Source organism: Rhizobium sp. Nf11,1, assembly GCF_050587665.1.
Taxonomy (GTDB): Bacteria; Pseudomonadota; Alphaproteobacteria; order Rhizobiales; family Rhizobiaceae; genus Rhizobium.
The window spans coordinates 171,794-193,470 of record NZ_JBOBHU010000010.1 but is presented as its reverse complement, the minus strand read 5'-3'; the positions used below and the strand labels follow the sequence as shown (position 1 = coordinate 193,470).

Annotated in this window: 21 protein-coding genes, 3 pseudogenes and 1 riboswitch; of the genes and pseudogenes, 15 read left to right on the top strand and 9 right to left on the bottom strand. The window is 60.5% G+C overall.

Features of this window, described 5'->3' with window-relative positions; all coding sequences use genetic code 11:
- The first annotated feature begins 21 nt into the window (after positions 1-21).
- Positions 22-545, top strand: a pseudogene (locus ACQ7C1_RS17050) (DUF6428 family protein).
- Between the two features lie 165 nt (positions 546-710).
- On the opposite strand, the pseudogene ACQ7C1_RS17045 reads toward ACQ7C1_RS17050, so the two are convergent.
- Positions 711-1,347, bottom strand: a pseudogene (locus tag ACQ7C1_RS17045) (squalene cyclase); the annotation flags it as partial.
- Positions 1,348-1,737: 390 nt separating this feature from the next.
- Between ACQ7C1_RS17045 and ACQ7C1_RS17040 the strand changes: the two are divergent.
- The gene (locus ACQ7C1_RS17040; RefSeq protein ID WP_085778499.1) at positions 1,738-2,568 is read left to right on the top strand and encodes a response regulator; all 831 of its coding nucleotides are present in this window, start codon (positions 1,738-1,740) and stop codon (positions 2,566-2,568) included.
- Positions 2,569-2,754: 186 nt separating this feature from the next.
- Entirely contained in the window at positions 2,755-4,086 is a 1,332-nt protein-coding gene (locus ACQ7C1_RS17035; protein ID WP_221113936.1) for a GGDEF domain-containing response regulator, read from the top strand.
- Positions 4,087-4,116: 30 nt separating this feature from the next.
- Here ACQ7C1_RS17035 and ACQ7C1_RS17030 read toward each other — a convergent pair whose 3' ends face one another.
- Both ACQ7C1_RS17030 and ACQ7C1_RS17025 read right to left on the bottom strand, forming a co-directional pair.
- Complete coding sequence (locus ACQ7C1_RS17030; protein WP_041678677.1) at positions 4,117-5,136, bottom strand: GlxA family transcriptional regulator; 1,020 nt, start codon at positions 5,134-5,136, stop codon at positions 4,117-4,119.
- 282 nt (positions 5,137-5,418) lie between these two features.
- Positions 5,419-5,619 carry a hypothetical protein gene (locus ACQ7C1_RS17025; RefSeq protein ID WP_430959117.1) on the bottom strand — a complete coding sequence of 67 codons (201 nt, stop codon included), beginning with the start codon at positions 5,617-5,619 and terminating at the stop codon, positions 5,419-5,421.
- A 430-nt stretch (positions 5,620-6,049) separates the two neighbouring features.
- On the opposite strand from ACQ7C1_RS17025, the pseudogene ACQ7C1_RS17020 reads away from it, so the two are divergent.
- The 3 genes and pseudogenes from ACQ7C1_RS17020 to ACQ7C1_RS17010 all read left to right on the top strand — a co-directional run.
- Positions 6,050-6,404, top strand: a pseudogene (locus ACQ7C1_RS17020) (DUF2955 domain-containing protein); the annotation flags it as partial.
- Between the two features lie 126 nt (positions 6,405-6,530).
- Complete coding sequence (locus ACQ7C1_RS17015) at positions 6,531-6,764, top strand: DUF2171 domain-containing protein (RefSeq protein WP_430959116.1); 234 nt, start codon at positions 6,531-6,533, stop codon at positions 6,762-6,764.
- Between the two features lie 79 nt (positions 6,765-6,843).
- The gene (locus ACQ7C1_RS17010; RefSeq protein ID WP_085778495.1) at positions 6,844-7,029 is read left to right on the top strand and encodes a DUF3008 family protein; all 186 of its coding nucleotides are present in this window, start codon (positions 6,844-6,846) and stop codon (positions 7,027-7,029) included.
- Between the two features lie 21 nt (positions 7,030-7,050).
- Here the strand turns inward: ACQ7C1_RS17010 and ACQ7C1_RS17005 are convergent, their stop codons facing one another.
- Complete coding sequence (locus ACQ7C1_RS17005) at positions 7,051-7,770, bottom strand: MgtC/SapB family protein (protein ID WP_430959115.1); 720 nt, start codon at positions 7,768-7,770, stop codon at positions 7,051-7,053.
- Between the two features lie 239 nt (positions 7,771-8,009).
- On the opposite strand from ACQ7C1_RS17005, the gene greA reads away from it, so the two are divergent.
- Both greA and ACQ7C1_RS16995 read left to right on the top strand, forming a co-directional pair.
- Complete coding sequence (gene greA, locus ACQ7C1_RS17000) at positions 8,010-8,492, top strand: transcription elongation factor GreA (RefSeq protein ID WP_430959114.1); 483 nt, start codon at positions 8,010-8,012, stop codon at positions 8,490-8,492.
- 129 nt (positions 8,493-8,621) lie between these two features.
- Entirely contained in the window at positions 8,622-8,981 is a 360-nt protein-coding gene (locus tag ACQ7C1_RS16995; RefSeq protein WP_430959113.1) for a hypothetical protein, read from the top strand.
- Between the two features lie 62 nt (positions 8,982-9,043).
- Here ACQ7C1_RS16995 and ACQ7C1_RS16990 read toward each other — a convergent pair whose 3' ends face one another.
- Positions 9,044-9,937: a LysR family transcriptional regulator ArgP gene (locus ACQ7C1_RS16990; RefSeq protein WP_430959112.1), complete on the bottom strand. Its 894-nt coding sequence runs from the start codon at positions 9,935-9,937 to the stop codon at positions 9,044-9,046.
- Positions 9,938-10,037: 100 nt separating this feature from the next.
- Here ACQ7C1_RS16990 and ACQ7C1_RS16985 point away from each other — a divergent pair, with 100 nt between their 5' ends.
- Entirely contained in the window at positions 10,038-10,646 is a 609-nt protein-coding gene (locus ACQ7C1_RS16985) for a LysE/ArgO family amino acid transporter (protein WP_430959111.1), read from the top strand.
- Positions 10,647-10,706: 60 nt separating this feature from the next.
- Here ACQ7C1_RS16985 and ACQ7C1_RS16980 read toward each other — a convergent pair whose 3' ends face one another.
- Entirely contained in the window at positions 10,707-10,919 is a 213-nt protein-coding gene (locus ACQ7C1_RS16980; RefSeq protein WP_085778490.1) for a hypothetical protein, read from the bottom strand.
- Between the two features lie 113 nt (positions 10,920-11,032).
- Between ACQ7C1_RS16980 and ACQ7C1_RS16975 the strand changes: the two genes are divergently transcribed.
- Together ACQ7C1_RS16975 and ACQ7C1_RS16970 are read left to right on the top strand one after the other, a co-directional pair.
- Positions 11,033-11,932 (top strand): LysR family transcriptional regulator, encoded by a 900-nt coding sequence (locus tag ACQ7C1_RS16975; protein ID WP_085778489.1) that lies wholly within the window; start codon positions 11,033-11,035, stop codon positions 11,930-11,932.
- A gap of 98 nt (positions 11,933-12,030) precedes the next feature.
- The gene (locus ACQ7C1_RS16970; RefSeq protein WP_011425752.1) at positions 12,031-12,186 is read left to right on the top strand and encodes an entericidin A/B family lipoprotein; all 156 of its coding nucleotides are present in this window, start codon (positions 12,031-12,033) and stop codon (positions 12,184-12,186) included.
- A 44-nt stretch (positions 12,187-12,230) separates the two neighbouring features.
- Here ACQ7C1_RS16970 and ACQ7C1_RS16965 read toward each other — a convergent pair whose 3' ends face one another.
- Together ACQ7C1_RS16965 and ACQ7C1_RS16960 are read right to left on the bottom strand one after the other, a co-directional pair.
- Positions 12,231-12,578 carry a hypothetical protein gene (locus ACQ7C1_RS16965; RefSeq protein ID WP_430959110.1) on the bottom strand — a complete coding sequence of 116 codons (348 nt, stop codon included), beginning with the start codon at positions 12,576-12,578 and terminating at the stop codon, positions 12,231-12,233.
- A 32-nt stretch (positions 12,579-12,610) separates the two neighbouring features.
- Positions 12,611-13,609 carry a glycine betaine ABC transporter substrate-binding protein gene (locus ACQ7C1_RS16960; protein ID WP_430959109.1) on the bottom strand — a complete coding sequence of 333 codons (999 nt, stop codon included), beginning with the start codon at positions 13,607-13,609 and terminating at the stop codon, positions 12,611-12,613.
- Between the two features lie 642 nt (positions 13,610-14,251).
- On the opposite strand from ACQ7C1_RS16960, the gene ACQ7C1_RS16955 reads away from it, so the two are divergent.
- Positions 14,252-15,706, top strand: coding sequence for a cobyric acid synthase (locus ACQ7C1_RS16955; protein ID WP_430959163.1), 1,455 nt, complete (start codon positions 14,252-14,254; stop codon positions 15,704-15,706).
- 285 nt (positions 15,707-15,991) lie between these two features.
- Positions 15,992-17,197, top strand: a complete 1,206-nt coding sequence (locus ACQ7C1_RS16950) for an adenylate/guanylate cyclase domain-containing protein (protein WP_430959108.1) — start codon at positions 15,992-15,994, stop codon at positions 17,195-17,197.
- A 70-nt stretch (positions 17,198-17,267) separates the two neighbouring features.
- Here ACQ7C1_RS16950 and ACQ7C1_RS16945 read toward each other — a convergent pair whose 3' ends face one another.
- Complete coding sequence (locus ACQ7C1_RS16945) at positions 17,268-19,058, bottom strand: chloride channel protein (protein WP_430959107.1); 1,791 nt, start codon at positions 19,056-19,058, stop codon at positions 17,268-17,270.
- Positions 19,059-19,310: 252 nt separating this feature from the next.
- Positions 19,311-19,707: riboswitch (cobalamin riboswitch) on the top strand.
- A 401-nt stretch (positions 19,708-20,108) separates the two neighbouring features.
- Between ACQ7C1_RS16945 and cobU the strand changes: the two genes are divergently transcribed.
- Both cobU and cobW read left to right on the top strand, forming a co-directional pair.
- Complete coding sequence (gene cobU, locus ACQ7C1_RS16940) at positions 20,109-20,618, top strand: bifunctional adenosylcobinamide kinase/adenosylcobinamide-phosphate guanylyltransferase (protein ID WP_430959106.1); 510 nt, start codon at positions 20,109-20,111, stop codon at positions 20,616-20,618.
- Positions 20,619-20,624: 6 nt separating this feature from the next.
- Entirely contained in the window at positions 20,625-21,674 is a 1,050-nt protein-coding gene (gene cobW / locus ACQ7C1_RS16935) for a cobalamin biosynthesis protein CobW (RefSeq protein WP_430959105.1), read from the top strand.
- Positions 21,675-21,677: the final 3 nt, after the last annotated feature.

The following is a 21,677-nucleotide window of genomic DNA, read 5'->3' as shown; positions in this document are numbered from 1 at the left end:
TTGAAACGAGGATTAGCGCAAATGAACGCCATCGACAACTCGAAAGTTCATGCTGAGGACATCAATCTCGGCCTGTTGCTCACTGCGCTCGCCGGCGACAAGGATGCGCCCTGGTTTTCTATTACGACGGCCGGCCGGTGAAGCCGGGTTGTCATATCACCGAGGTCAAGGCGGGCCAATTCTCGGGCCTCGATTGCGGCGTCAATCCCGAGGCATGGACTGAGATCTTCATCCAGCTGTTAGATATCGAGGAAGGCGACCGCACTCACCTGCCGGCCGGCAAGTTTTACTCCATCATCCGCAAGGTGACGGAGCATATTCAACTCGACGGTTCAGCCAAATTGACCTTCGAGGTCAGCGACGGCGTGGGGCCGCTGCAGCTTTATAGCGCGGCGATGCCGGTTTCGCGCGCCGGCGCAGTGCATGTCGAGTTGTCGCCGCGGCCGGCAAGCTGTAAGCCGCGCGATCGCTGGCTGGCGGAAGAAAACAAGAAAGCGGCGGCTTGCTGTGAGCCGGCAGCGGCAAGGAGCGGTTGCTGCGCATAGAATGCATGAGACTTCGCGCAGGCGATGTGAAGATTTGATGACTGAGCGGCGGCATGTAGATGGAACTCGTCGATTTAATGTCGGCGTCGTCCGCTTCACCGTGTGGTACGTTGGGAATTGCTGGAGAAGATCGAGGCGCACTTCCTGCGTTTGCTGGGTTTGCCGTCAGTGTCTGATTGATGCCTGGCTATCCCACCATCTGAGCACCCGCATCGCCCGCAGTGTGATCCAGCGACGGCTGGCCTTGAGCCTCGTTGACATGGAACCAGACGCGCCCGGGCAGGGTCCAGTCCAGCAGCCATCGGCCGTCATTCGAGCGCCTTGAGCGAAGGTGGCCGATCGCCTCACCGAGACGTGGATCGGGATCGGCGCCGGTCAACATGGCGCTTGAGCGGAAATAATCGAGCGCACGCAGGATGTCGTAGCGCCAGCGATTGGGGTGGAGGAAGCGCAGGAAGCGTTCGTCCGCCGGTTCGCCGGTGCCGAGGCGGCGGAAGAGATTGCGTTCGAGCAGGAACTTCTCGCCGGTGCTGCGCGCCTCGCGAGACTGGGGCGTGCCGCCCGTCGATCTTTCGAATTCGAGCAAGCCTTCCAGCACGTTGATCGTGCTGGCGAAAGAGGAGCGAAGGGAACCGCGGGCTCGTTCGCAGTTCCAGCCGCCGTCGTCGAGGCGCTCGCCGGTGAGCCTCTCCACGATGCGGGAGACGTCGATGCCGAAATAGGCGCCGTCTGCGACGGTCCGGCCGTTGATGCATTCCTCGACTTCACCCTCCCAGTAAGGCTGACCGCCTTCTTCCCATCGGCGCCGGCGCCGAGCGATGCCACGGTACGCGCGACCAGTACCCATAACCCGCGCTGCCGCATTGATTCTCAATCATATCTGCAAGAAATTGGAGGCGGCCCATCGGACGTCAAGGCCGGTGACACGCAGAACGCGCGACGTCATCCTCGGTCCTCTCGAGGATCTGTTTCACGTCCATTAAGTATCTGAGAACAAATGTTTTCCCGTCAAGCAATGGCTGTGGCCAGATACTCGGCAGAAGGCCGAGCATGACGGAGGAGACTTTGTCAACAAAGGGTGACCTCGCCCGGCCGCTTCTTCGTTTTATACCGGGACGTGCCGATTAATAATTAGTCAAATCAATTGATGTATCAGTTCGGCTGGGGACGGATTTTAATTTAAAGGTTTACCATGGCGTTTTTGGGTATTTCGGGGATGCAATATTCCGGAGAGATGTTTGCCGGCGCGCGTATTATCGTCGCGGAAGATTCAAACGTATTCACCTCGATGATCAGCAAACGTCTCAAGGAGTTGTTCGACATTGATGTCGAGATCTGCCGTAACTTCGAGGATCTGCAGTTTTCCTACGACAAATCGTCCGATCCGATCACGCTGGCGATTTCGAACATCAACCTGCCCGGTGCCGAAAACGGCGAAGCGCTGGAATATCTGGTTGACCTCTCCATCCCGACCATCGTCTTTACCGGCACCTTCCATGAGGGCATGCGCGACAAGCTGATCGCCAAGGATATTGTCGACTACATCCTCAAGGACAATATTTTCGCCGTCGACCTTCTGGCGGAGTCGATTTGCCGGTTCCTGACCAATCATCGCCATCACGTGCTGATCGTCGACGACAGCGCGACGGCGCGCGCCCTGCTGTCGAGCCGGCTGAAGCGCTATAATTTCCGAGTGAGCACCGCCGAAAATGGCGCCAAGGCGCTGGAGATCCTGAAGTCCAATCGCGACATCGGCCTGATGATCACCGATTACAATATGCCCGATATCGACGGCTTCGAACTGACGCGGCGCATCCGGGCCCATATCGGCTCGCACGAATTGCGCATCATCGGTGTTTCCTCGTCCTCGAACCGGCTGCTTTCGGCGCGGTTTCTGAAGGCCGGCGGCAACGATTTCATGCTGCGTCCCTTCATCGACGAGGAGTTCTACTGCCGCGTCAACCAAAATCTCGACACGCTGCTGCAGATCCAGTCCATGCGCAAGGAGCGGGCAGTTGCCTGATGGCTCTTCCAGGATCAGGGTTGAGATGAAGCCCGTGGCGATGGTCGCTGCAGGGCGCCGGATTTTTGCAATTACAGGTAACCCTAGTATTTGTCCCCTTCACGTGGACGAGGGTCTCGGTTATCGTCCGCCGCGCCGTAGGCAGGGCCGAGTCGAGCTCGTCAGGCGCATGGGGGAGTAGCGGCTGTGGCTTTTCAGGCGGATTTTCAGCGGGATGGGCTAGGGCTGCGTTCCGGCGGGCTCAAGATACTTCTGGTTGAAGATTCCCGGATGTTTTCCGCCGTGCTTTGTCATCGGTTCCAGACGGAACTTGGCCTTGCCGTCAAATCCTGCTCGTCGCTGAAAGCGCTTCGCAGGGAACTTGCCGAAGACGGTCACGGCTACACCATGGCCGTCGTTGATCTCAACCTGCCGGATTCGCCCTATGGCGAGGCGCTCGACTGTACGATCGAGCACGATATTCCAGCAATCGTCTTCACCGCCACGTTCGATCTCAACACGCGCAACAAGATCATGGAGCGCAATGTCATCGATTACGTGCTGAAAGACAATGAGTTCGCGCTCGACAATCTGGTCGCCACCGTCCGCCGCGCGATCTCCAACCGCAAAACCCGGGTGCTCGTCGTCGACGATGTGGTCTCGGTACGCCAGGTTCTCGTTGATCTCCTGAAGGCACAGCAATATCTGGTCGTCGAGGCAACCTCGGGGCTCGAGGCGCTGGCGGCGCTCGAAGCCTATAGCGATATTGAACTCGTCGTCACCGATCATCACATGCCCGACATGAGCGGTTACGAGCTGACGCGGCGCATCCGCCATCGCTTCGGTTCAGACCGGTTACGCGTCATCGGCGTCTCCTCCTCCAACGATCGTATGCTGTCCGCGAGTTTCCTGAAAGCCGGCGCCAGCGATTTCGTCTATCGGCCCTTCGTGGCCGAGGAGCTTCAATGCCGCATCGCCAACAATGCGGAAACACTGGCGCAGATGCGCCAGTTGAGGGCCGCTGCAGCCTGCGACTATCTCACCGGCCTTTATAACCGCCGCTATTTCTACGACAATGGCCCGAAGCTGGTGAACGAATGCCTGCGGCTGAAAGTGCCAAGCTCGGTCGCCATTCTTGATATCGACCATTTCAAACGGCTGAACGACACATACGGCCACGAGATCGGTGACAAGGTGCTGAAGGCGGTTGCAAACAGGCTGTTCACGATCTTCGATGGCAGCGACAACCTGCTCTCGCGCCTCGGCGGCGAGGAGTTCGCCATCCTGTTCCCGCAGATGGATTCGGCCGCCGCCACCAAGCTCTGCGACGAGATCCGCTCGGATATTTCGCGGCTGAAGGTAACGGCCGACGACGAGGAACTCGGCGTCACCATCTCGATCGGGATTGCCGAAATTGGCAGTTACGAAACCTTCGAAAACTACCTCAACGCCGCCGACCAGTTCCTCTACATGGCCAAGCATCGCGGCCGCAACCAGGTCTATTCCGACGCCAAGATGACGGAGGAGGCGGCGCAGTAGGTTGCTTGCGCTTACTCGGCGTCATCAGCCTCACGCCGCAACGGCCTGCCTTGCCGTTGCCATGGTCATCTTGCGCTCGGCGCGTTCCTGCTGCGGCGAGCGGTGGTAGAGTTCGCGATAACACTTGGAGAAATGCGAGGCCGAGACGAAGCCGCAGGCGACGGCGACCTCGACAACCGGCATCGAGGACTGAACCAGCAGGTGGCGCGCACGGTCAAGTCGGATTTCGAGATAATAGCGGGCCGGCGAACGGCCCATCTCCTGGCGGAACAGCCGTTCGATCTGGCGTCGGGAGAGGCCGGCGCCATCGGCGATCTCGATCAGCGACAGCGGCTCGGCGAGATTGCCTTCCATCAGTTCGATGATCGACAGGACCTTGGCGTTCTGCACACCGAGGCGGGCGCGCAGCGGCAGGCGCTGGCGGTCGTGCGGGTTTCGCACGCGGTCGGTCAGGTGCTGTTCGCAGATGCGGTTGACCAGGCTTTCGCCGAAATCCTCACCGATCAGGTTCAGCATCATATCGAGCGAGGCGGTGCCGCCGGCGCAGGTATAGAGATTGCCGTCGACCTCGTAGAGATCGGCATAGACCTCTGCCTGCGGAAAGGCTTCGGAAAAGCCGGGCAAGTTCTCCCAGTGGATGGCGCAGCGCTTGCCGTTCAGAAGACCGGCCTGCGCAAGCACATGCGCGCCCGTACAGAGGCTGCCGACGGCGACGCCGCGATTGTAGCATTCGCGTAGCCAGGCATTGACGGATTTGTTGTTGAATTCCTCGATATCGATGCCGGAACAGACGAGCACCATGCCGGGACGGTTTTCGCCGCCGAGATGCCGGCGTTCCTCGGCGAGCGAGGAATTCGCCTCGATGCCGATGCCGCAGGAGGAATAGACCTTTTCTCCGTCGACCGAGGCAAGCCGCCAGGTATAAGCCTGGTAGCCGAGCATGCGGTTGGCGATGCGCAAGGTGTCCACCGCTGCCGAAAAGGGCAGCATGGTGAATTGCGGTACCATAAAGAAGACGAGTGAGCGCTTCTTGATCTGCATCCTGTTCATAGCGAAATCCATGCTCGAGGGGCGATGACATATTCGTTGCGCGGAATGCGTCGCGCTGATGTCCTAAAAGCGACAGTGGCATGGAAAAATGCGGCCGGTAAGAGCAAATATGCGACATTGACCGGAATTTGACCGGTCAGATCGCCGGTCGGGGCAGAAACAAGGCTCACAGATGGCTGAAATTCGAGATTGAAGACGGCGGGGCACTGCACAGCGTGCACGAAAAAGGCGGCGTTGCGCGAGGCAGACGCCGCCCTCATCTCAGGAGGAGTGTCGCATTCATTACATGGTCCGGTGTTTGCTGTCGTCGGTGCTCGGCCAGCCGATATCCTTGCGGACGTCAAACGGCATGGCTTCAATTTCACGGGCGGTCCGCCAGCGCGTCCAGGCAAGCACGAGCTTGCGGGCGTAGTGGCCCAGATCGAAGCGGCCTTCGCCGGAGGTGAGGGTCTTGCCACCACCCCGATAGGTGAGCGTGGTCATTGTCCAGTTCCTTTCCTGGTCAGAGGCATGGTCGTCGATGGGAGGCTCGTCCATGTCCACGCTGTTAATATGGGCGCCGGGAACTCATCATTCAAACGAATAGAGCTTATGGATAGCATCAACGATATTGAATGATCTCAGCGCCTTCCCACAATGGCCTACGGCTCGCACTGTTGGGAATAAGGACAGCTGGCGACCTTGCAAAGCGGCATGCGCTACACTCTAGGTTCATAATCGAATGTCTCGCTGCGTGTCGGCGGCGAGGCCAGCGTCACGGATTCATAAACTTGTCATAGGTCTTAGCGACGAACGGCACCTAATCTTCTTAAAGAGATGCACAACGGCATAGCACGGCGCTGAGTCTTCGGGCCTTGCCCCTCACTCCCGATAACCCCAGCGGAGCGGACATGCCGAACCACAGCAACTGGCGGCGATCGCACGGGTGTTCGTCAATCTCTTCAGCGGCGTGCTGGCCCCCGTTGCATATGCCGCGCTATCGCTGCGCCCAAGCCTTCTCTCTATTTTCCTGATTCTGCTGGTCGTCGCCCTGCTCGTCGGAGGGCGCGCTGCCGCTCCCTCGAAGGACGCTCGCGTGTTCGCGGGCGTCCTGGATACTCCTTATCCTGTTCGGTATCAGGGTATCTCCGCTGCCGGGCAGCGCCGCGGAATCCTTGGCGAGCCGTATTGCCTATGTCGCGGCAGCCTTGATCGATGCGCTGCTCCTACCGACGATTCTGTGGCCGCCGGCAGAGGGAAGCAAACCGGCTGCATCAGGCCGCTCTTAAGTCGAAGGTCGATCGCCCATAGAAAGCCGTGCTCATGTCGGTAAGCATGCGGCAAAAAGCTTTGGAACCATGTCCCTCCCACTCCGTTGCCGCTTGGTAACTGCCAATGATGCAAAGGAGGAAACGATGATTTCCGCAGATCAGATCCGTGAACATATGGAAGTGCGGGCTGCCGACGGCACTCACGTCGGAACGGTGGATCAGCTTGACGGTCGGACCCGCATCAAGTTGACGAAAACCGACTCGGAGGACGGCAAACATCATCTGATTCCGCTCGATTGGGTCGATCACGTCGACGCCCATGTTCACCTGTCGAAGAATGCCCGGGATGTCCGCAGCCAGTGGGCCACCATCAATTGAGGAGTGCGAGGCTGCGGCTTAGGCTGCGGCCTCCTCCTGCAAGGGGCCTCATTCCTCGTCCGGACGAGAGGAGATCGAAATGCCAGCCAAATCCAAGGCCCAGCAGAAGGCGGCTGGTGCCGCACTTTCAGCCAAACGCGGAGAGACGCCCAAGAAGGAACTCAGGGGCGCTTCGAAGCAGATGGAAAAATCCATGAGTGAAAAACAGCTCGAGGAATTCGCGTCGACTAAGACCAAGGGCAAACCCGAGCATGTCTCCAAATGATCGTTCAAGACCCCGCGAGACCTATGTCGTGGTCGAAAGCATCGAAAATCCTGCGACGTCATAGGCCTCTGAAAGGGCATCGAAAATCGCGCGGGCGGAGCCGTCGCGGTCTTTGGCCATCCATCGCAGCTCAAACGTGACGCCAGGGCGGCCCTCGCTGGTCTTCCCAAAAGAAACGAATTGGGCAGCGCAACCGAACGGTCCAAGCACCTCCGACAGTTCCGGCAACTCGGCTTCGGAGCAGTGAATGACGAGTGTTGCTTTCTGTTCGCAACGCAGCCACATGTCCAGCTGCTTCATCGGCGACAGGATAATAAAGGCGACCGCGGTCGCTGCCGTTCCGGTCAGAATCTGGCCGCCGCCGAAGCAGAGACCGACGACGGTCATGAACCACATGGTCGCGGCCGTGGTGACGCCGGTCATCGTGTCTCCACGCCTCAGGATGGCGCCGCCGCCGATGAAGCCGACGCCCGTCAGCACGCCGAGGGGAAAGCGCAGCACGTCCATCTGAGTGAAATAACTAAAGGTTTTTCCGTAGGTCGATAGAAGGAGGTTTGCCTGGATCATCGCCAGGCAGGCGGCAAGAGCCACCAGGATCGTAGTCCTGAAGCCCGCCGCGTGACCGCCGCGCTCGCGATCGAGGCCAATCAGTCCGCCTGCGATCACTGTCAATATGATCCGTAAGGCGATCTCCCACCAGCTTGGCGTGAGCGGCATCGCTTCCGTCAGGAATGAAGGCATGGTCTGATCCTGACTGTGTTGCCGCTCTTTCGCTGCCGGCCGGGCATTCGTTCCTCCTGCGCTACAGTGCATCTGGATGAAGTAAACGCAACGTCGGCCAGGACGTTCCCGGAACGCCAGGAGCGTTGACGTTTGCAACAGGGCAAGATTGGCGGTTTGTCGGTCATCGGTGTATGGTTCGGGCGGGGCAATTCCCCACCAATCATAAGAGTGCGTAGCGTCTAAAACGGAGACATCGATTGGCTGTTGCCTTCACCAAAGAAGAGAGTTTCGAAACCGCTTCGGAAACCCTGTTGCCGGACCGGCCAATTTCGCCGCATCCTAACCTCGTCACGGAAGCGGGATTGAGGGCTCTCGAACTGCAGTTTCAGCAGGCGCGCGCGGCCTATGATACGGCGAGCGCCATCGAAGACGTAAACGAACGGCGGCGCCAGGCTGCCAATCCCTTACGTGATCTCCGATACTTATCGGCCAGACTTCGCACGGCGCAGCTCATACCGGACCCTACGTCAGCCCATGTGGCTGCCTTTGGCAGCACGGTCACTTTCAGCCGCGACGACGGACGCGTTCAGACTTATCGGCTCGTCGGAGAAGACGAAGCAGATCCTAAGGCGGGATCGATTTCGTATGTCTCGCCAGTGGCGCGGCTGCTGATGGGCAAGGCTGTCGGCGATGTGGTGGACACGGGCGGCCAGGAGCTGGAGATTATCGCCATTTCCTAGCGAAGATCGTCAAAGTTGCCGAATTCGGAAACGCCGAGATTATTGCCACGAAACGGTACCAACGGGTACTTTATTTATCGGACGTTTACTGACCGTGGGCTAGAAGGTGACAATCCGTCATCGAAGGTCATGTTCATGGTTAGCCCAATTTCCAGTTCTGCATCCACCATTCTAAGTTCAGCCGCTTCGACCTCGTCTTCCGGTTCATCTGATCAGCTTGCTTCTCTTGAGGCGCAGCTTGCCGAAAAGCAGGCAGCCCTATCGCAGACGCAAGACGAGCAGGAAAAGGCGGCGATTGAAAAATCGATCGAGACGCTGGAAGCCAAGATTGCCAAGCTCGAATCCAGCGAGAGCAGCCAAACTCAGTCATCCGCCGTATCAAAGCCCGTCGGCGAAACTCCGAAAGAACTTTCGGGCGAAAGCCAGCGTATTGGCACCAAGAACTTTGACGAGACCAGCGAGTTCGGCAGCCGCACGGCCTACATGTGATCGTCCGACCGACTAAATCCCTCTGCCGGGTGGAGCCTGGAGAAAAGGCATCTTGACGGTCATTAAAGCCGACGCTTCGCCACGGCGACGACCTCGCGCGTCAACTCCGCCAGGCGGTCGGCGGCGAGGCGGTTTATCTGCCAGTAGAGTGGGACGTCCAGCGGCGTGTCGGCAACAAGTTCGACGAGCCGCCCCGATGCGAGATGATCGCGGGTGAGCTGGGTCGGGTTCATTCCCCATCCCATTCCGGAAAGAGTGGCTTCGACGAAGCTTTGCGGCGAGGGCAGCCAATGTGTGGGGTAGTCCAGATCTTGGCTGAAGGTTTGCCTTACCCAGCTGCTCTGAAGCCTGTCCTTTTGATTGAAGGTCAGGGCCGGAGCGTTGCGGATCGCCTCCGATGTCACGCCGTCCGGGAAGTGGCGGGCGACAAAATCGGGTGTCGCGGTGGCGTTGTAACGGAGAGTTCCAAGGGCGAAGCGCCGGCATCCCCGGATCGGCTTCTCCAGACTGGTGACGGCTGCGATCACCCGTCCCCGCTGCAGCCATTCGGCGGTGTGATCCTGATCGTCGACGGCGATATTCAACAGATAGGACGAGGTCTTGGAGAAATTCGACATGGCCTCCACAAACCATGTGCCGAGGCTGTCGGCGTTAGTCGCGATCTGTAGCGTAACCCTTTGGCGTGGCTCGTCGGGATCGACGAGAGCCGGGAGCTGCCCGAAAAGCTCAACCTCCAGCATGCCGACATTCTCCACGTGACGACAGATCCATTCCCCTTTTTCGGTCGCCGTACAGGGGGTGCCTCTGGCGATCAGGATGACTCCGAGGCGTTCTTCGAGCTGCTTCACCCGCTGCGACACCGCCGACGGCGTCACATTCAACACGGTCGCCGCCCTTTCGAAGCTGCCGGTCTGGACGACGGTTGCAACGGCGCGAAGAGCGGGATAGTCGAGCATGGATTAGTTTCGCTTAACTAAGGTAAGATGGATTAATTAGACTAAGCCAACTTCACGCGATACCGCAACTCTGTCGAAGCTGAGAGCGGTTGGCGAAACGATGAATTTTTCAATTTATATCACGGGTCTAATGATGGGCCTCAGCCTGATCGTCGCGATCGGCGCGCAGAACGCCTTCATTCTTCGACAGGGCCTGCGTAGTGAACATATCTTCGCCGTCTGCCTTACCTGCGCCTTGTCCGACGCGGCGCTGATCATGCTCGGCGTGACCAGCCTCCGGCAAATCGCCGGATTGCTGCCTTGGCTCGATCCGGTCATGCGCTACGGGGGAGCCGCGTTTCTGGCCTGGTACGGAGCCAAGAGCTTCTATTCCGCCTTACGGTCGTCCGCTGTGCTCACAGTTACGGAAGCCGATACGGCAAGCTTTTCCCGGACGCTTGCGACTTGTCTCGCGCTGACCTGGCTTAATCCGCATGTCTATCTCGACACGGTCGTGCTGCTCGGCACGATATCGACGCGCTATCCGGGGCAGCAGGCTTCCTTTGCCGCAGGCGCCGTTTCCGGCTCCTTCCTATTTTTCTTTGCGCTCGGATATGGCGCGACGTGGCTGCGACCGATCTTTTCCAGGCCGGCCTCCTGGCGGATGCTCGAGACGCTCGTCGCTGCGACGATGTGGATTATCGCCTTCAAGCTGATAGGCGGGATGTGAGTCGATCGCCGTGTGAGGCGATCGGCCCGGCGCCTGTCGGAACCGAGCCAGAGATCCGCATTATGCGCGCGTTTCCACGAGTCTCAGACCCCGCTTTGGTCGGGCAGCGACGTTAAGGAGCGGCAACTCCATTTCTCGCTGGCAGTCGGCCAAGAGGTGCGACGGAAATCGCTTCAGTTCCCGGAGCGCATGTTCGTGATTCGCATCCCTGCGCCGGCGCGTCTTGAATGCGGAAACGGCCTGTAGGATATTCCAGGTGCTTGATTGCGCCATGTCTAGCCTCCTTTGCTGCATCAGTTCCGATGCGTAGACTATGGGGAGCGATTGACATTCAATCAAACAAAATGATATGCGGTTAAGGATCAGAAAAATTGAAAGATGCGACGATGAGCCTTCCCTTTCGCCGTCCCATTCCTTTGCTTGACAACGATGTGTTGCGCACCTTCGTCGCCATCGCCGAGACGGGCAATTTTTCCACCGCCGCCGAAGCGGTCTTCCGGACGCCGTCGGCGGTCTCCATGCAGATCAAGAAGCTCGAGGAGCAGCTCGGAGCGACGCTGTTTTTACGCGATGCCCGCTCGGTGTCGCTGACGCGCCATGGCGAAATGCTGCTCTCTTACGCCCGCAACATCCTGGCGCTGTCGAACGAGGCGGTGTCGCGCTTCATCATGCCGGAACTGACCGGGGTCGTCCGGCTCGGCGCGCCGGAGGATATCGGCGAGCGGCTGCTGCCCAGAATCCTAAAGAGCTTCGCCGAGAGCTATCCCGGCATCATGGTCGATGTGACGATCGACATGAGCGTCGGACTGAAGAAGCGCATGGAAGAGCAGAGGCTCGACCTAGCGCTGATCAACTGCGCGACTCGGCCGTTTCCGACCGGTGGCGAAGTGGTGTTTCGCGAGCGGCTGGTCTGGGCCGGCGCAAGGTGCGGCTCGGCGCATCGGCGCGATCCCCTGCCGATTTCGATCTGGGAGGATGGCTGCATCTGGCGGCAGGAGGCACTTGCCCAGCTTGAACGCAACAAGCGGCCTTATCGCGTCGCCTATCTCAGCGGCCACACGATGGCGCAACGCGCCGCCGTGCTCTCCGATCTCGCCATTGCGCCGCTGCCGCTCTCCTATGTCAGCGAGGACATGTCGATCCTTGGCCTGCAGGAAGGGCTGCCAGAGCTCGGCTCCTTCGATATTCGCCTTCTGACCGCCTCGCAGATGTCCGGTCCGATCGAGACGGTGGCCGACAGCATCCGCAGCGCGTTTGCCGAGAGAGCGAAGGCTGTCGCCGCCTGAGGATGTCTTTCAACCGTGAACTTTTTCGCCACTTGTGCGTTAGGGGCGCGGATGGCATGAGTGCCGTTCGGGGTTGATTTCAAACAAGGATATTCGAAATGACGACAACGGCCAAAATTGCCGCAGCCTTCATGGTTCTTCTTGCTCTTTCCTCCTGCGGCAACACGATCCGCGGTATGGGAAAAGATACGGCGAACGCCGTCAACGCCACCCAGGATGCAGGCCGCTCGGTCGACCGGGCTGCGAGGAAGTAATCGGCCGGCAGCTTTGCCGGACTGAAAGGCCATCCGAGGCCGGATCAAGGCACCGGAGGATATGCCTTTTCGAGGCCGCCGGATCGGCTAAGACCGGTCCGGAAGGCTTGGTAGGCGGGATGCTGGCTCGAGCGAGCGGTTTCCATCAGCCGAATCTGCAGGCGATGCGGCGCCTTGATCCCGAGCCACAATCCGAGATTTTCAAGCTTCAGCGAGTTCAGGAAATGCGACTTCGCGGCAAGGTCGAGATGGCGTCGCAGGCCGTCGAGCAGGTTGTCGTCCTGGGCGGCATTTTCCATGAGCAGGGGCAGATATGATTTATCGGCTTCCGACAGCGCGGCGAGCTTTTCCGCAACGGTATCGCGGTCGGGAAAGGGAAGGTTGCCTGTCATTCGAATCGTCCGGTCGTTGGCGCCATCTGCCGTTATAGGCTCGCTTTGACTTTTTCGGCTACATCGGCCGGCACCCATTTCATCCACAGGTTCTCGTAATTGCGCAGGAAATAGATCGCGGCATCCTCGTTGCTTTCGCGATTTTCATCCTGCCAGGCGAGCACTTGGTTGATCGTCTCATTGTCCCATTTGCGGGTCTTGAGATAGGTCGTGACAGGTCCGGCGCGGCTGGCGAAAGACCTGGTCATCAGCGTGAAGGCGCGCGAGACCGGATAGGAATTGAGCTCAGGCCTGATACAGCCGGCAACCGCGGTGCAGCGGTCCCATTCGGCCTTGTTGTGACTGACGCCGAAGCTCAGCCGCGTCATGTCGTATTTGCCGAGGATGGCGGTCGGCGCCCAGTAATAACCGAGCCAGCCGATCTTCTTGTCGAAAGCCCGAGCGATCGAGGCATCGAGCCGCTGAGGGCTGCCGGTTTCAACAAGTTCGAAGCCTTTCTTGTCGGCGGCGAGGGCCTTGAAGAGGTTGGTGGTCGATATCTGGCAACTCCAGTCGGCGGGACAGTTGTAAACCGCGCCTTTCGACGGGTCATCCTCGGCAGGGAAAAGCTCGGGGTGCTTCAGCGCGTCCTCGACCGAGCGAATATCGGGATTGGCGTCGGCAATGAATTTCGGGATAAACCAGCCCTCAACCGCGCCATCGGCGAGTATCTCGGCGCCCTGCACCAGCCGACCGGTGTTGACGGCCTGATCGAGCAGGGCCCTGACGGAATTGATCCAGTATTCCGAAGCGATATCGGGGGTACCTTTTTCGTTCATCGAGGCGAAGGTCGGAAGAGTGTCGCCGTCGACGATGGTGACGGAGCAGCCGTAGCCCTTTTCCAGGATGATCTTGTCGAAGTTTGCGGCAATGCCGGCCGAGGCCCATTTCATCTCGGCGATCGAAACTTTGCCGCACTCGGCGGCTTCGGCCGGCGCGGTCGCGCTAAAAAGAGCCGCGGCAAAGACGGCCGAAATCAAAAGCGTCTTCATCGTCTTCCCCGAATTGTTCTTGGGCAACGTGCTGCCGGGATTCACCAGGCGGCGATGCCGCAACAGGCGTTTCCCATTCACGGGCGCCGTACGACCGGCTCCGGCAACGCGTCGCAGACCATATTTCAATGGCGTATTTTGTCGAAGCCTACGCGTTCGTTCGCAGAAATCAACCGTCTTCTGCTCGTGGTTGCGGTGCTAAATTATTGAATTCGAATAATATAGTTCGCTGCTGAAATTTCCTCGGATCGAAGAGAGACGCTGTCTGCGAACGCCGGCTCAATGGTGATGGAAACCGCCGAGCAGATCAAAAAAAGTCAAAATTAACTTTTGCGTAAGCCTTCAATAACTCTCCGGTAAGAATGTGCCGTTATCAGTTGGGGCGTGGCGGCAACGACCGCTGCTTCTCCGGTTCAGGTAGTGCGTACCGGAGAAAGCGAGCTTCGCCGTGTAGGGGCGAAGACGCCTGAGTTTTCGGCAAACCGCGCAGAGCCAAGGCCATGCGCGGTTTTCGCGCTTTCGCGAGAATAGTCGAAGTCTTGACCCGGGATCGGCGGCCATTGTAGGCCTCCGGCTCGTGCATCGGCCTGAAAATCTGAACCGATTTTCGGAAGCGCGATGCCTCAGGGAAAGGCGGCCGCCATGGCAAGAGCGATCATGCTGCAGGGAACCGGCTCGGATGTCGGCAAGACGGTGCTGGTTGCGGGTCTCTGCCGGCTTGCGGCAAATGCCGGGCTCACCGTGCGGCCGTTCAAGCCGCAGAATATGTCGAACAACGCGGCGGTCGCCGATGACGGCGGTGAGATCGGGCGGGCGCAGTGGCTGCAGTCGATGGCTGCACGCACGCCCTCTTCGGTGCATATGAACCCGGTGCTGCTCAAGCCGCAATCGGAAAACGGCAGCCAGATCATCGTGCAGGGCAGGGTGTTCGGGCAGGCGAAGGGGCGGGATTACCAGCGGCTGAAGCCGCAACTGCTCGGCGCCGTGCTCGGGAGCTTCGAAAAAGTGGCCACGGGCGCCGATCTCGTCGTCGTCGAGGGGGCGGGATCGCCGGCCGAGATCAATCTACGAGCCGGCGATATCGCCAATATGGGCTTTGCGACACAGGCCGGCGTGCCCGTCGTGCTCGTCGGCGATATCGATCGCGGCGGTGTCATCGCCTCGCTTGCGGGCACGCATACGATCCTCGCAGACAGCGACCGGGCGACGATTTCGGGCTATATCATCAACAAGTTCCGCGGCGACGTCTCGCTCTTTGACGATGGCATCCGCGCCATCGAGGGCTTCACCGGCTGGCCGTGTTTCGGCGTCGTGCCGTGGCTGCAGGCCGCCGCGCGCCTGCCGGCCGAAGATTCGGTCGTGCTCGAACGGCTGGCGAGGGGCGGGGCGGGTGCCCTGAAGATCGCCGTGCCGATGCTGCCGCGCATTGCCAATTTCGACGATCTCGATCCGCTGAGGGCGGAGGCGGATGTCGAGCTGGTCTTCGTACGCTCAGGCGAGCGGCTGCCTGTCGATGCGGGCCTTGTCATTCTGCCCGGGTCCAAATCGACGATCGCGGACCTCGCCGATCTGAGAGTCCAGGGCTGGGACCGCGATCTTGAGGCGCATGTCCGGCGCGGCGGCCGGGTGATAGGCATCTGCGGCGGCTACCAGATGCTCGGCCGCAGGGTCCACGATCCGCTGGGAATCGAGGGCGGAAGCTCAGAGGTGCCGGGGCTTGCGCTGCTCAACGTCGAGACCCAGATGGCGCCGGAGAAGACCGTGCGCAACAGCCAGGCCCGCTCGACGGAATTCGATGTGCCGCTTGCCGGATACCAGATCCATCTCGGCATCACCCGGGGACCGGATTGCCATAGGCCGTCGACGATTATCGACGGGGCACCCGACGGGGCGCTGTCGGCTGACGGTCGGATCATGGGCACCTACCTGCACGGGCTCTTTGCCAGTGACGCCTACCGCACCCGGCTGCTTCAAAGCTTCGGCTTGTCCGGTGAACGGCAGAACTATCGTGAGAGCGTCGAACAGGCGCTCGACGAGATCGCCGGGGAATTGGAACGTCACCTCGATCCACGCTGGCTGGCGGGACTGATGGGTTAGCCGTCGGGGACAGCGACCTTCAAAGAGCCGGGCCAGACGGTGCATGATGGTATAGATCCTTCAAGGCCGCGCCTGCGGCTTCGCGCCTCAGGGCGAGGTGCGTTGAAGAATGCCGTCGAATGGGCCATTTGAGAGTGCCGGAGTCCGATGGCCGATGTCTGAGAAACCTCCCTCGAGGCGCGCAGGCCGACGGTCGCGTCGCAAAGGGTGCGGCGGAATGCTGCAGTCCTGGTCGCATCGCTTTTGCGCTCAAGGGTAGTGTCGATATGCGAATTGGACTAATGTATGGTTGTTGACCCTCAAGCGGAGGCTTGGAAAATTACAGATCATATTCAGTGGCTTATTGAGCAGGGAATCACGAGCGAGCATATTGGCGATCTCGTCGCCGGCCTGTGCGACCGGCTAATCGCGGAAGGGTTTCCGATCTGGCGGGCAAGCATCCGCATGCCGTCGCTTCATCCGATGTACCGCGGCATAGCGGCCAATTTCGTCAGGGGTGGCGTCACGACCATCGAAATGGCCGGACATGGCAGCGCAGCGGATCGCGTCTTCGAGGAGACGCCGATATTCTACCTTTTGAATCGCGGCGAGAAAACCGGTCGGTGGAATCTGGCGAAGGGCGAGGGTCTCCAGTATGCCGAGCTTTCCGAATTTGCGCTTGCCGGTGGCACGGATCACGTGATCAATCTTTTCGAGTTCCCGAAGGAGGTCGCGCTGCGCGGGCTCGGTTTTTCCCTGACCAGCGATGCACCAGGCGGATTCTCCGACAATCAGCTGGCCATCGTCGATAAACTGTTCCCGGCACTGGGACTTGCGGCCTACCGCGTGGCGGTTTCGAAGACCGCGACCGATATCCTTGCCGTCTATACCGGCGCCAGGACCAGCGCCCGCATCCTTGCCGGCGAAACCCGCAGGGGAATGGGCGGATCCATCGATGCGGCTATCCTGCTTGCCGACCTCCGCAACTTTACGGCGCTGACCGAGGTCTATCAGCCGGGGGAGATCGTCGGCTTTCTCAACGAGCATTTCGAGCTGATCGACCGGCATGTCGAGGAAAATTCCGGCGAGATCCTTAAGTTCATGGGCGATAGCGTACTGGCGATCTTTCCGACGGATGCCGAGGATCCGCAAAAGGCCTGCATGGCCGCATTGGCGTCGGCCCAGAACCTGCTGCGGGCAAACGAAGAGCTCAATCGTGAGCGGACGCGCAACGGCGGTCCGCATATCGGCATCGATGTCGTGCTGCATCTCGGCGAGGTTTTTTACGGAAATGTCGGTGCTCACGGCAGGCTCGACTTCACGGTGATCGGCAGGGCCGTCAACGAGGCCTCGCGGCTTGAAAAGCTTTGCGGAACGCTTGAGCAGCACCTGCTGCTGTCGGAAAGCTTCGCGGCGACCTGTGCCGTGCCCTGTGATCATCTCGGCTCGTTCGAACTGCGCGGCGTTTCGAAGAGAGCCGACGTCTTCCGGCTTGCCGGCGCCGCCTCATAGAGCGCCGTGCGTCCTTTCGGGACGCTCTAATGCTATAAATCTACGCATCGGCCGATGCGCTAGTGTCCGCTCAGATTTCGCCAGACACCTCGCGGCGGCGGCGGTCGAGTTCTTCACTGTAGCGGCGCAGCGTATGGCTTTCGCTGAGTTGTCCGACCACTTTGCGCTCGATCAGATTGTTGACGACGGCGAGCGCTTCGCTTTCGCTTTTGTCGAAGATCGCCGCCGCCTGTTTGGCATTCATCTGCGGCTGCAGGAAATCATTGCGATAGCGGACGAAATCGGCAAGCGTCTGGCCCTCGTCCTGAGCGTCGGTCGGGTTAGCGTAGATCTCCGGGACTAGTACGAGGCCAGCATATTTGTCGTTCTCGTCGACGAGAATGACGCGCTGGGTCGAGCCGATCGGGAAGGCCTTCTTGAAGTCGTCCAGCGAGATATCGGCCCTTGCCGTCTTCACGTCGGCGCGCATCAGCTTGTTCACGGTGAGATTGCGGATCCAGCCGACGTCGTGGGCGCTGCGGATGCTCTCGCCGCGCAGATGGAAGCGCCATGTGGCGAAGGAGTAGCCGAAGGTCGAGCGCACGACGAGCGAGGAGGTGATGACGGCCGCAAGAACCAGTGCCGTGATCGGGAAATCGCCGGTGATTTCGAGCGCCAGAAAGGTCATCGTCAGCGGCCCGCCAATGACGGCGACGGCCAGGGAACTCATCCCGACCACAGCATAAATGACCGGCGTCAATGTCGCATCGGCAAAATAGGGGCCGCAATAAGCAAAGAGCTTGCCCAGCAGGGCGCCCATGAACAGCGAGGCGAAGAACAGACCACCCCTGAAGCCGGAGCCGATCGAGATTGCCGAAGCCAGCGATTTCAGAAGAAAGAGACCGATCAGCGCCGGGATCGCCACGTCGCGGGACAAGTTGAGATGCAGCGCCCCGTGGCCGGCCGAAAGCACCTGCGGCGAGATCATCGCGAGAAGCCCGACGATGATGCCGCCGAGCGCCGGGCGAAAGGGCGGAGCGATCGAGCTTTTGCGCGCCACCTCCTCGATGAAGGCCACGCCCTGCATGAGGAGAATGCCAACGCCGGCGCAGAAGACGCCGAGCAGCAGCGCCGGGACATAATCGGCCGGCACGACCGAGCCGAAGCTGCCGATATCGATGGTGAAATCGCCCTCGGCAAGCAACCTTGCGATGAGGGTCGAAACGAGGGCGGAGACCACAACCGGGGTTAACGATACGATGGTGTAGGTGCCGATGATCAGCTCGAAAGCGTAGAAGGCGCCCGTCAGCGGCGCGTTGAACGCGGCGGCAATGGCGCCGGCCGCACCGCAGCCGACAAGGATGCGCAGGTCCGAACGGCGCAGCTGCAGCTTCAGGCCGAATTTCGAGGCGAGGCCGGCGGCAAGCTGGGTGTAGCCGGCCTCCAGGCCGACCGAGGCGCCGAAGCCGTTGGAGATCAGATTCTGTACGGCAACGATGATGCTGTCGGTTAGCGACAGGCGGCCGCCATGCAGCGCATTGGCCTCGATCGGGTCGACCATCGGTTTCTTGCGCCGCTTGGCGAGCACCAGGAGCAGCAGGCCGAGCAGGGCGCCGCCGATGACCGGGGCGGCGAGCAGCAGCATCTTGTCTTCGATGACCGAGGCGCTCAACCTTTCACTGTCGGCGATGCCGAACACCTGCTGGTGCAGCTCGTTGGAGACATAGCTCATGCAGGTCACGGCAAGTCCCGAGGCGATGCCGACGATGGCGCCCGCCAGCGAGAGGCCGACTTCGCTGCGGCGAGTGAGGGCGCGCAACCGCCCCGGATCGAGGAAAACTCGCAGCGCACGCAGGCGGCGCCGATCCAATTTCATAAGCATGGCTAGACAACTAGGCGGGGAGAGGCCCGGTCAAGGGCGATGGCGCAACCGGCTTGCAGCGCAATTGCGGCGAAAAGCCGGCGGGCCGGTCAAATATTTATTACGTAAATTACTGATAAAAGACGATATTTCCGGTAGAGTCAGTGGTATTGGCGTGACCTTTCGCCCCCTCGCGCTAGAGGAGGGCTGCGAAGGTCGATTGACTTCAGCCCCCGGCTTGCCTAACCATCCCTCAACGGATGGTCGCTTGACCATCCTGACATAACGGATGGTTCCGGATCGGCGTTGCGCCCTTCCGGATGAAAAGGGAATGTGACGGGGCGGACCCAAGCCGGGCGCCCTTATCACAGCCGACCCCGCGACTGTAGAGCGGTCAGGGTCTTCCATCCGGCATCGAGCCCTTCCGGCCGGCAGCCCGCAATCGTGCAGGCGAGCAGGATGGGCGACATGTCGGAAAAGCCACTGGACATGCATGGTGATCAACCGGGGTCGGACGCCTCTATTTCTACGAATCGTCCACCTTTTCACCGATGCAGCCGGGAAGGCGAGGCGGATCCGCTGGCACGATGCGGGGCGACCGGTTTCCGGTCCGCCCCGATCGCGGCCGATACCCGCGAGCCAGGAGACCTGCCATGCGCGCCGGGCGACGAGCCCAATCCTGGGCCAGAGGTCCACTGCCAGCACGGAGGTTGTTTTGGCTGAACGATTGAATTCAGCGCTGCCTTCGGTGGCGCGATGCAGTGGCGGCGGTGCGGTGCTTTCGGCCGCCTGTGTCGAGTATGCGGTACCCCCCTCTGTCCTGCCCGACTGCCGGGGTCGAGCCGCGGGTCTCGACCCGTCCTCCGGACCCTCCACAAGGGGGGAGACCGGCAAGAAGCGAGACCTTCGCCCTACATCGGTTGTTTGGGAAGACCCGTGCCGCGATTCAATCTCCCCCCTTGTGGGGGAGATGTCCGGCAGGACAGAGGGGGGTGTCGCACCCTCAGCCGTCAAGGAATACCCACCCGAAACAAGCCTCGATTATGCCTTCTCTCCCAGGAGCGGCCGAGCATGACCGCTACCCTCATCCTCGGCGGCGCCCGCTCCGGCAAATCCCGTTTCGCCGAAAATATCGTCATTTCCACCGGCCTCGAGCGGCATTACATCGCGACCGGCCGCGCCTGGGACGACGAGATGCAGGCGCGTATCGACCAGCACCAGGACGATCGCGGTCCTTCCTGGACGACGCATGAGGAGCCGCTTGATCTCGTCGGCAAGCTTGCAGCTATCGACAGTGAGGGCAGGGCGATCCTGGTCGATTGCCTGACGCTGTGGCTCACCAATTTGATGATGGAGGGGCGCGATATCGCGGTTCAGGCTGCTGCGCTTGCCGGCTGGCTGCCGCAGGCGAAGGCGCGGCTCGTCATCGTTTCCAACGAAGTCGGCCTCGGCATCGTGCCTGACAATCGCATGGCGCGGGAATTTCGCGATCATGCCGGGCGGCTGCATCAAATGATCGCGACGAAGGCCGCCGAAGTCTATTTCATCGCGGCCGGTCTGCCGCTGAAAATGAAGGGTTGAAGTTCCATGAAACAGCAGAAAATCCCCGCAACCGTCATCACCGGCTTTCTCGGCGCCGGCAAGACGACGATGATCCGCAACCTGCTGACCAATGCCGGCGGCAGGAAGATCGCGCTCATCATCAACGAGTTCGGCGATCTCGGCGTCGACGGCGATGTGCTGAAGGGCTGCGGCGCGGAGAACTGCACCGAGGACGACATCATCGAACTCACGAACGGCTGCATCTGCTGCACCGTGGCCGACGATTTCATTCCGACCATGACCAAACTTCTGGAGCGCGACCAGCGCCCCGACCATATCGTCATCGAGACCTCGGGTCTTGCCCTGCCGCAGCCGCTCGTCGCCGCCTTCAACTGGCCCGATATCCGCAGCGAAGTCACCGTCGACGGCGTTGTCACCGTGGTCGACAGCGCTGCGGTTGCCGCAGGCCGTTTTGCGGATGATCATGATGCCGTCGATGCGCGCCGCGCCGAGGATGAATCGCTCGATCATGAAAGCCCGATCGAGGAGCTCTTCGAAGATCAGCTGACCTGCGCCGACCTGATCGTGCTCAACAAGACCGACCTGATCGACAGCGATGGCCTTGGACGCGTCAAGAGCGAGGTTGCCTCGCGCATCGCCCGCAAACCCGTGATGATCGAGGCCAGGAATGGCGCGGTGCCGGCAAGCGTGCTGCTCGGCCTAGGCATCGGCACGGAAGACGATATCGGCAACCGCAAATCCCATCACGAGCTGGAGCATGAAGAGGGCGAGCCGCATGATCACGACGAATTCGACAGTTTCGTCGTCGAACTCGGCGCCATCTCCGATACGGCAGGTTTCGTCGAGAGGCTGAAGGCCATCATCGCCGCGCATGACGTACTGCGCCTCAAAGGCTTCATCGACGTTTCCGGCAAGCCGATGCGCCTGCAGCTGCAGGCCGTCGGTGCCCGCATCGATCAGTATTTCGACCGCGCCTGGGCGCCTGATGAAGCGCGCAGCACCCGCCTCGTCGTCATCGGCCTGCATGAGATGGATCAGGACGCGGTGCGCAAGGCGATCGAAGCGCTCGCTTAGGGA

What these genes read in the sequence shown, in the direction of transcription:
- ACQ7C1_RS17040 (WP_085778499.1), top strand. Translation starts at nt 1,738, where the DNA reads ATGGCGTTTTTGGGTATTTCGGGGATGCAATATTCCGGAGAGATGTTT.
- ACQ7C1_RS17030 (WP_041678677.1), bottom strand. Translation starts at nt 5,136, where the DNA reads ATGAACAGGATGCAGATCAAGAAGCGCTCACTCGTCTTCTTTATGGTA.
- ACQ7C1_RS17025 (WP_430959117.1), bottom strand. Translation starts at nt 5,619, where the DNA reads ATGACCACGCTCACCTATCGGGGTGGTGGCAAGACCCTCACCTCCGGC.
- ACQ7C1_RS17015 (WP_430959116.1), top strand. Translation starts at nt 6,531, where the DNA reads ATGATTTCCGCAGATCAGATCCGTGAACATATGGAAGTGCGGGCTGCC.
- ACQ7C1_RS17010 (WP_085778495.1), top strand. Translation starts at nt 6,844, where the DNA reads ATGCCAGCCAAATCCAAGGCCCAGCAGAAGGCGGCTGGTGCCGCACTT.
- ACQ7C1_RS17005 (WP_430959115.1), bottom strand. Translation starts at nt 7,770, where the DNA reads ATGCCTTCATTCCTGACGGAAGCGATGCCGCTCACGCCAAGCTGGTGG.
- ACQ7C1_RS16995 (WP_430959113.1), top strand. Translation starts at nt 8,622, where the DNA reads ATGTTCATGGTTAGCCCAATTTCCAGTTCTGCATCCACCATTCTAAGT.
- ACQ7C1_RS16990 (WP_430959112.1), bottom strand. Translation starts at nt 9,937, where the DNA reads ATGCTCGACTATCCCGCTCTTCGCGCCGTTGCAACCGTCGTCCAGACC.
- ACQ7C1_RS16985 (WP_430959111.1), top strand. Translation starts at nt 10,038, where the DNA reads ATGAATTTTTCAATTTATATCACGGGTCTAATGATGGGCCTCAGCCTG.
- ACQ7C1_RS16980 (WP_085778490.1), bottom strand. Translation starts at nt 10,919, where the DNA reads ATGGCGCAATCAAGCACCTGGAATATCCTACAGGCCGTTTCCGCATTC.
- ACQ7C1_RS16975 (WP_085778489.1), top strand. Translation starts at nt 11,033, where the DNA reads ATGAGCCTTCCCTTTCGCCGTCCCATTCCTTTGCTTGACAACGATGTG.
- ACQ7C1_RS16970 (WP_011425752.1), top strand. Translation starts at nt 12,031, where the DNA reads ATGACGACAACGGCCAAAATTGCCGCAGCCTTCATGGTTCTTCTTGCT.
- ACQ7C1_RS16965 (WP_430959110.1), bottom strand. Translation starts at nt 12,578, where the DNA reads ATGACAGGCAACCTTCCCTTTCCCGACCGCGATACCGTTGCGGAAAAG.
- ACQ7C1_RS16960 (WP_430959109.1), bottom strand. Translation starts at nt 13,609, where the DNA reads ATGAAGACGCTTTTGATTTCGGCCGTCTTTGCCGCGGCTCTTTTTAGC.
- ACQ7C1_RS16955 (WP_430959163.1), top strand. Translation starts at nt 14,252, where the DNA reads ATGGCAAGAGCGATCATGCTGCAGGGAACCGGCTCGGATGTCGGCAAG.
- ACQ7C1_RS16950 (WP_430959108.1), top strand. Translation starts at nt 15,992, where the DNA reads ATGGTTGTTGACCCTCAAGCGGAGGCTTGGAAAATTACAGATCATATT.
- ACQ7C1_RS16945 (WP_430959107.1), bottom strand. Translation starts at nt 19,058, where the DNA reads ATGCTTATGAAATTGGATCGGCGCCGCCTGCGTGCGCTGCGAGTTTTC.
- cobU (WP_430959106.1), top strand. Translation starts at nt 20,109, where the DNA reads ATGACCGCTACCCTCATCCTCGGCGGCGCCCGCTCCGGCAAATCCCGT.
- cobW (WP_430959105.1), top strand. Translation starts at nt 20,625, where the DNA reads ATGAAACAGCAGAAAATCCCCGCAACCGTCATCACCGGCTTTCTCGGC.